The organism is Vibrio sp. 10N.261.51.F11, assembly GCF_041471665.1.
Classification (GTDB): domain Bacteria; phylum Pseudomonadota; class Gammaproteobacteria; order Enterobacterales; family Vibrionaceae; genus Vibrio; species Vibrio crassostreae_C.
Window position 1 is genome coordinate 1 of record NZ_JBFROW010000088.1, and the last position, 7,828, is coordinate 7,828.

General features: G+C 43.6%; 8 protein-coding genes. 5 read left to right on the forward strand and 3 right to left on the reverse strand.

The genetic code is table 11. The features are described 5' to 3' along the window. The coding region (locus AB4351_RS21050) for a hypothetical protein (protein ID WP_372127054.1) at positions 1 to 181 on the forward strand (181 nt) is incomplete at its 5' end. A 36-nt stretch (positions 182 to 217) separates the two neighbouring features. On the opposite strand, the gene AB4351_RS21055 is transcribed toward AB4351_RS21050, so the two are convergent. From AB4351_RS21055 to AB4351_RS21065, 3 genes are all read right to left on the reverse strand, one after another. Then, positions 218 to 754 (reverse strand): MltR family transcriptional regulator, encoded by a 537-nt coding sequence (locus AB4351_RS21055; RefSeq protein WP_198592367.1) that lies wholly within the window; start codon positions 752 to 754, stop codon positions 218 to 220. A gap of 50 nt (positions 755 to 804) precedes the next feature. After that, positions 805 to 1,953 carry a mannitol-1-phosphate 5-dehydrogenase gene (locus tag AB4351_RS21060; protein WP_009846102.1) on the reverse strand — a complete coding sequence of 383 codons (1,149 nt, stop codon included), beginning with the start codon at positions 1,951 to 1,953 and terminating at the stop codon, positions 805 to 807. Between the two features lie 183 nt (positions 1,954 to 2,136). Continuing rightward, the gene (locus tag AB4351_RS21065) at positions 2,137 to 4,029 is read right to left on the reverse strand and encodes a PTS mannitol transporter subunit IICBA (protein ID WP_372127056.1); all 1,893 of its coding nucleotides are present in this window, start codon (positions 4,027 to 4,029) and stop codon (positions 2,137 to 2,139) included. Between the two features lie 570 nt (positions 4,030 to 4,599). Here AB4351_RS21065 and AB4351_RS21070 point away from each other — a divergent pair. The 4 genes from AB4351_RS21070 to AB4351_RS21085 all read left to right on the forward strand — a co-directional run. Next, positions 4,600 to 5,466 (forward strand): hypothetical protein, encoded by an 867-nt coding sequence (locus AB4351_RS21070; RefSeq protein WP_017061512.1) that lies wholly within the window; start codon positions 4,600 to 4,602, stop codon positions 5,464 to 5,466. Positions 5,467 to 5,757: 291 nt separating this feature from the next. Then, positions 5,758 to 6,414 (forward strand): NAD(P)H-dependent oxidoreductase, encoded by a 657-nt coding sequence (locus AB4351_RS21075; protein WP_017061511.1) that lies wholly within the window; start codon positions 5,758 to 5,760, stop codon positions 6,412 to 6,414. A 420-nt stretch (positions 6,415 to 6,834) separates the two neighbouring features. Then, on the forward strand, positions 6,835 to 7,344 hold the full coding sequence (locus AB4351_RS21080) for a helix-turn-helix domain-containing protein (RefSeq protein WP_372083516.1): 510 nt from the start codon (positions 6,835 to 6,837) through the stop codon (positions 7,342 to 7,344). Next, on the forward strand, positions 7,341 to 7,828 hold a 488-nt coding region (locus tag AB4351_RS21085; protein ID WP_372127058.1), incomplete at its 3' end, for an IS3 family transposase. The genes AB4351_RS21080 and AB4351_RS21085, both read left to right, overlap by 4 nt.

Genomic DNA, 7,828 nt, shown 5'->3' on the forward strand with positions numbered 1-7,828 from the left:
AACTTTACGGGGTCACTTCAGAATGTGGCTTTTTTTGTGCCTGCTGCTTTTGTATTTAATGGGAAGATATTTCGGATATTTTTTAGAAGCACAAAAACAACAAAGCGATTTCTCCAACGAGAGAAACCGCCATCATTTTAATCTTTGTATTGAAACGAACGAACAGCTACAAGTTATGTAGGATGTGAAACAAGATAAGCAGAGCTGCAAACTAGAGCTAAGAGCTCAGCGCGTTATCTCGGCATAGGGTAGTGATAATGTCAGTGATAGCTAATACGATCGTCGACTTCACCTTTTGATTATGTCGCCCCAAGAACATTTCAAGCATTGGGCCAGACATCGTTTCCACCATCTCCGCGTCATATTCGATAGGCATAATACGCTGAATCGCGTGCACCTTGTTGAGCTCAAATATCACATCAACTTCTGTAAAGCTGGTGTCTTCACCCTGTATTTTCGCCCACTCTTTCAAGGTAACGAAAACCTCTAGATCGTCGTAGAGTTCTTTACTGATCACGCCAAGTCCGAGTAGCAACTTAGCACGAATCATGATCTCGCCTAACGGCCCACCACTGTTGAGAAGTGGCTCGACAACGAACTTAATTGCAGTGTCGTCTTTCTTAAAGATGTTTTTTAATACGGCATCTACCGTGTCGTCCAATGCATCATAAGCAGCCATTAGGCAGGCGCTAGCACTCTCAGCTTCCGAAAGGGCTTCGAGTAATTCAGTTTCATGGCTTGTTTGTATTGGCATAACGGCTCGACAATAAGAAAGTGCCACTGGTGTGGCACTTTGATGGTTTATCATTTCAATGCTAGATAAGCTTCTTCCGCTAGTTTAACAACTTCTGAGTCACTATTCAGCTCAGAATAATGCGCTAATGTCTCAGCAAAGCCTTTTTCTGCGAACATTGCTTGAAGTTCAACCGCTTGTGGGTCGTCTTCGTTCTTGTAATGGAACGCAGCAGCGATTGCTTTTACTAGGTGAGCATTCGGTAGGCCGTACTCTAATGTACCGTTTAGAGGCTTAACTAGGCGGTCTTGCGGGCTCAGTTTACGAATTGGCTGACGACCAACGCGGTCTACTTCATCACGTAGGAACGGGTTAGCAAAACGACCTAGAATCTTTTGGATGTAGGCAGCGTGTGCTTCTGGATCAAAGCCGTAACGCTTAATCAGAACCGCACCACTCTCTTCCATCGTCGCTGTTACTTCAGCGCGGATTACGTCATCTTCGATAGAGTCTTTAATAGTCTCATGACCTGCAAGCACACCAAGGTATGCCGTTACCAAGTGACCTGTGTTTAGCGTGAACAGTTTACGCTCAACGAAAGCCATTAGGTTATCAGTGCATTCCATTCCTGGGATGTTTGGAATCTCACCTTTGAATTGTGTTTGATCTACGATCCACTCGCTGAACGTTTCAACCGTTACCGCTAGAGGATCTGTTTCGCCCGCTTCTGCCGGTGGAACAATACGGTCAACCGCAGAATCAACAAAGCCAATGTGCTCTTCAGTGAACGCTTTCATTTCATCAGAAAGGTGCTCTAACACGGCTGCTTTTAATTGGCTAGTACCGCGAACCATGTTCTCTGCCGCGATGATGTTCATTGGTGCAGTGTTGTTTGCTGCTGCACGCTTTTCAATGCCTTGAGCGATAGACTTAGAGATGATTTTAAGAACCGTAGGGCCCACTGCAGTCGTCACAAGATCAGACTCAGCAATACAATCTACTACTGCGCTTGTCGCTGAGTTTACTGCTGTCACGTTCTTAACAACTTCGACAACACACTCTTCGCCAACAATCTTAACTGGGTATTCTTGGCGTTCAATTAACGCATTTACAACCGTTTCATTTACGTCAGCAAACGTAACCTTCATACCAGCATCAGAAAGAAGCTTACCAATGAAACCACGACCGATATTACCTGCACCAAAATGTAACGCTTTCATAATTTTGACCTTATAAATATTTGAATCTAGATAGCTAACTGCTCAACAACATGCCTTGACGATGTGCCCTAGGCATTAAGCAGTAAGCTATTCAGACTGAATCTTGTTAGAAAGATTAAGACCGAAAATGAGGCCAGTAGGGGGATACCGGCCTCCTTCACTCAGGAGCTTGACTAGAGCTTTTTAGTTTCCGTTGAGAATACGTAGAACATCAGCAGGGTTTGTTGTGTTCTGTAGGCATTCCACAGCTTCTTCATCATCGAGTGAATTGGTAATAGCCATCAGCACCATGTTGTGCTCATCGCCTTGTGCGGCAATACCGATAACCATCTTCGCGATATCATCTTCATCTTCGCCCCACTGAATACCTTCAGGGTACTGACAGAAAACGATGCCGGTTTTTTGTACGTACTGTTTCGCTTCGATTGTGCCGTGTGGTACTGCGATAGACTCACCTAGGTAAGTAGACACAAGCTCTTCACGAGCAAACATGCCATCTACGTATTCTGGTGATACGTTGCCAAGTTTTACTAATTGTTCGCCAGCAAACTTGATTGCGTCTTCTTTTTGAGTCGCTTTAAGGCCAAGGAAGATGCTGTCGTCAGTGAGTGTAAGCTTGTTGCCTTCTTGCGCTGGAGCTGCAGCAGGCGCCGGAGCTTCTACTTTCGCTTCACCACTTTGAGCATCGACAAGCTCGGCAACTAGTTGGTCGTATACGCCGCCGTCTAGGAAGTTGCTTAGAGACATATGCATCGCACCTGGCACAGTGCTACGAGCACGGTCTGTTAGGTCTTTATGCGTAATAACGATTTGCGAATCAGCCGGTAGGTTGTTGATTGCGTAGTTGGTTACTTCAATGTCTAGGCCAGCTGTTGCTACTTTCTTACGTAGTAGACCTGCACCCATTGCACTTGAACCCATACCCGCATCACACGCTACATAAACTGCTTTTACATCCGCTAGGTTTACGTTTGCTTCTGCTGCTGCACCTTTAGAAGACGCTTTCATGTCTTTCATTTGTGCAGAAGCTTTCTCTAGTGAATCTTCCTCATCATCTTGCGCTGATGTTTTAAGAAGGATTGACGCTACAACAAACGATACTGCCGTTGCTGCGATAACAGATAGAATCACGCCGATGTAAGAGCCTTTTGGCGTCATCAGTAAGACTGCGAAGATAGAACCTGGAGATGCTGGAGAGATAAGGCCAGAATCGAACATTACGTTAGTGAATACACCCGCCATACCACCTGCGATTACCGCAAGAATTAGACGTGGGTTCATTAGAACGTAAGGGAAGTAAATTTCGTGGATACCCCCTAGGAAGTGGATGATAGATGCACCAGCAGCAGATTGCTTCGCGCTACCTTTACCAAACACCATGTAAGCAAGTAGAAGACCAAAACCAGGACCTGGGTTTGCTTCGATTAAGAAGAAGATTGAACGACCAATCTCTTCAGATTGCTGGATACCTAGTGGAGAGAAGATACCGTGGTTGATTGCGTTATTTAGGAATAGAATTTTCGCAGGTTCAACAAAAATAGATGCTAGAGGTAATGCACCTGCTTCTACCATTGCGTTTACGCCAGCAGCAAGTCCGCCAGATAGAATCTTAACCGCAGGACCAATCACGATGAACGCGATGATCGCACAGATCATGCCGATGATACCCGCAGAGAAGTTATTCACTAGCATTTCGAAACCACTCTTCACTTTACCGTGAACAGCTTCATCGAATTTTTTAATTGCGATACCACCTAGTGGACCCACAATCATTGCACCCATGAACATTGGGATATCAGTACCAACGATAACACCCATTGTCGTGATGGCACCTACTACCGCACCGCGGTCACCACCAACCATTTTACCACCGGTGTAACCAATCAATAGTGGCAATAGGTATGTAATCATAGGGCCAACCATTGATGCTAACGTTTCGTTAGGCCACCAACCGGTTGGGATGAATAGTGCAGTAATGAAACCCCACGCAATAAATGCGCCGATGTTTGGCATTACCATATTGGATAAGAAACGACCAAAGTTTTGAACCTTAATCTTTGCTTCTGGTGATAACATAGGTAGAACCCCGTAATGTATTGGTTGGTCAAATGACCGAAAGTGTGTACTCAAAAGTCGATTAAAATGTATCACAACATTTCTAAAATGCACCTTAGCCCAACTTTCGTGACAACCATCACACACGAAAAACACTTTAGGGTTAACAAGAGCACTTTAGATCACAAAAATACCATGAATTAAAATTACAAAGCCAAATTAATGAGAATAAATATCATTAACGCGAGATCTAGATCACACTTTATCTTGTAATACTTAAAAATAAATAGTGATCAAAATCACACTTAATAAAATATAGCATCTAAGATCTATATAAGCCGTATAAAAGAACATCGTGTCACGTATAGAAAATATGCACCCAGATGAGCAGAATCGCTAATCATGTAATTTAATTACAGAAAGAACCACATTTCCCACAAAATCAAAATCAGACATGACTTTCTACTAAAAACATAGACCAGTGAGCAGCAGTTGGCATTAGTAGATGTGATATGGTACTCGCCTGTGCTATCACATCATGTATCTCACCAAAACCCATCAGCGGATCACTCTGCTATTTGAGAAAAGACTATGTCAGACAAAATTTCCACATCCGCACTCGCTAAACAAAAAGGCATAGAAGCTAAAACTTTATTTAGCGATCTAAAAACAGCGGGTTATATCGTGCGCTCACAAGAGCGTTGGATTCTCACAGAACGGGGAGAAAGCTTTGGTGGGGAATATGTCGAACACAAGAAGTTTGGTGTCTTTATTGTCTGGCCAGAGAAACTGCTTATCGATTTGGACTCATTCTCAGGAAAAACACTCACCGCCACCCAGCTTGGCAGTGCCTTTCAACTCAGCGCAAAGAAAATCAACTTACTGCTCAACGAGCTTGGTTGGATAACAAAAGAAGAAGACGGTTGGCATGTCACCTCTACAGGCTTAAAAGCCGGAGGTGAACAAAGAGAAGACAAAGCGACTCAAAACTTATTCGTGGTATGGCACGACTCATTGGTTCGCAATAAACGTTTAAAGCAGTCTGTTGTTGAATTCCTAGGGCATGATGCTGAAAGCCACTCGACCGATGTGTCATTCTCCAGTTTTCGTCAGAAATTTGAGGCGAAGCACCGAAGCTTAGACGGGCATTATGTTCGATCAAAGGGAGAGCTGATCATTGATAACTGGCTTTATATGGCAGGAGTTGTCCATGCGTACGAGCGTCCGCTTCCGATATCAAAAGAAGTGATCAGCGATTTTTATCTACCAAGTGGCAAAGTATACATCCAGTTCTGGGGAACTGATTCTGCGCCAATCGCCGAAAATAAACGTGAAGCTACGAGAAAAATCTATGAAGAGCATGGTTTTGGTTTAATCGAAATCACGCCAGAAGATATCCCCAACCTAGACAGCGTACTTCCGCCATTATTGCGCCAATATGGTATCAAAGCGTACTAAGCTACTGAATCTAGAGATTCCACCTCCATTAAGATCACATTTATTGAATCATTATGGACATTATTAACCATAGTGATTTGATATGTTCGCTATTTTTCCCGAGTCATTCTTCTATTATCTTACACCCATCGACTTGAGCTACCGCAGATACTCGATTTATTGGGGCATGTTCGATAACTATTTAGACGTTCAATCTATTGAGATTCGTTTAAATTGGTTATCCGTTTATTGTTGACGTAACTGAACATAAAACCCTACAACATTTATTATTGATAGATATTAGGATTCAACATGACTCATCCAATCATTACTGATCTAAACACTCGTTACACAGCTAAAAAATACGATGCAGAAAAACGCATCTCTGCGGAAGACATGGAAGTAATCAAAGAAGCACTTCGCTTGTCAGCTTCTTCTATCAACTCTCAGCCTTGGAAATTCATCATCATTGAGAGTGACGCAGCAAAACAACGCTTCCACAATACTTTCGAAAACATGTTCCAGTTTAACCAACCACATGCGAAAGAAGCGTCACACACGATCCTGTTTGCTCACGATCCTAAGTACACTAAAGAGAAATTCGCGAAGCGTGCTGATACAGAAGTAAGCTCTGGTCACTTACCAGCTGAAATGTACGAGCAATTCTTAGGTGCTTACGCATTCGCAGAAATGAACACAGACGAAACAGGTTTCAACGGTAACTGGACTAAGTCTCAAGTTTACATCGCACTAGGTAACACACTGCACACACTAGCTCGTCTAGGTATCGCTTCAACACCTATGGAAGGTGTAGATGCAGCTATGATCAGCGAAGAGTTTGCTGACGAACTAGAAGGTCACGTTGTTGATGTAGCGCTAGCTATCGGCTACCACAAAGACGGCGAAGACTACAACTACGGCAAACCAAAAGCGCGCCTAGCTCTTGATGAAGTCGTTACAACACTTTAGGGCGTGTTGACCTTTCGTGGTTAAATTTTGTTCGGATGGGGACGCCTAGTCAAAAGCGTTTTAATCGCGGCGAGGGAGAAGTAGCCTAGTCATTCTAAGCAAACCTCCCTCAACAAAGAGTAAAACGCTTTTTGCGGTGGCGCCCAGCCCGAACCCTTCGGGCAGCGTTTGCTGGTCATTTCTACTGCGTTATCGGCTTCTCATGTAGGCTAGCTACACATCGATGCCTCTGCCTTGTATAAATACCCAGCAACTCACTGCAAAAATCAGCTCGAAAGATCAACACGCCCTAGTTATTGATGTGACAGAGCCCTAACCGCAGGGGTATCAGGCAAGAAAACCTCGATAAACAAGAACAAAAAAAGCCAGTCAACTGAACTGACCCCCAATAGTTGGACACCAATTATTGGGGGTCTTTTTATGTCCAAATATAGCCGAGAGCTAAAATGTATCATTGCTAGGCAATACTTAGATGGCACGTCATCTCTCTACTTAGCAAAACAATATTCAATTTCTTCAAGACAGATACGGTATTGGGCTCAAGTCTTTGCCATCCATGGTGCTGATTCATTTTTACCAACTAACCAAGCGGTTACTGCTCAGACAAAACGAAAAGCATTGAATTTAATGTGGACGAATGAATGGTCTCTCACGCACACTAGCGCAGTATTAAACCTCTCATCCCCTGGGATACTCTCTGTCTGGCTCAAACGATTTAATGAGCACGGTATCAAAGGGCTCAAAATGCGCCAGAAAGGAAGACCCTCAATGAAACAGCAACCTCAACGTACCACTAAGCCTGATGATGAAATGACACTTGAGGAGCTAAAAGAGGAGTTGGTCTATTTACGAACCGAGAATGCCGTTCTAAAAAAGTTGGAAGAGTTGGAGCAGGAAAAAAACCGTCGAACAAAGAAAAAGCGGTCATAGCTCTAACTCTTAAAAGCAAATACCCGTTAAAGCACTTACTGCACACTCTACAGCTGGCAAAAAGTGTCTTTTATTATCAGGCTCAAACGAGCAAGCGCCCAAATAGCTACGAACGTGAGCTGCGGTTGATAAAGTCAATTTATCATGAGCATAAGGGGCGATACGGCTACCGCCGAATTCACTTGGAACTAAAAAATCAGGGGTTCGAGCTTAATCACAAAACGGTTCAAAGGCTTATGGCTCAGCTCAACCTTAAATCGACGGTCAGGATTAAAAAGTATCGTTCATATCGAGGAGAGTCTGGAACAGCAGCTCCTAACGTGCTTGAAAGAGATTTTAGTGCGACTCAACCCGATGAAAAATGGGTAACTGATGTCACGGAGTTCAAAGTAAAAGAGCAGAAAGTATACTTGTCTCCCGTTGTCGACTTGTTTACTCAGGAAGTGGTTGCTTATAGAGTGGCTAAAAATGCCTGCTTGCCGCT

Excerpts from the sequence above, each read along its gene's own strand:
- AB4351_RS21055 (WP_198592367.1), bottom strand. The coding sequence starts at position 754 with ATGCCAATACAAACAAGCCATGAAACTGAATTACTCGAAGCCCTTTCG.
- AB4351_RS21060 (WP_009846102.1), bottom strand. The coding sequence starts at position 1,953 with ATGAAAGCGTTACATTTTGGTGCAGGTAATATCGGTCGTGGTTTCATT.
- AB4351_RS21065 (WP_372127056.1), bottom strand. The coding sequence starts at position 4,029 with ATGTTATCACCAGAAGCAAAGATTAAGGTTCAAAACTTTGGTCGTTTC.
- AB4351_RS21070 (WP_017061512.1), top strand. The coding sequence starts at position 4,600 with ATGTCAGACAAAATTTCCACATCCGCACTCGCTAAACAAAAAGGCATA.
- AB4351_RS21075 (WP_017061511.1), top strand. The coding sequence starts at position 5,758 with ATGACTCATCCAATCATTACTGATCTAAACACTCGTTACACAGCTAAA.
- AB4351_RS21080 (WP_372083516.1), top strand. The coding sequence starts at position 6,835 with ATGTCCAAATATAGCCGAGAGCTAAAATGTATCATTGCTAGGCAATAC.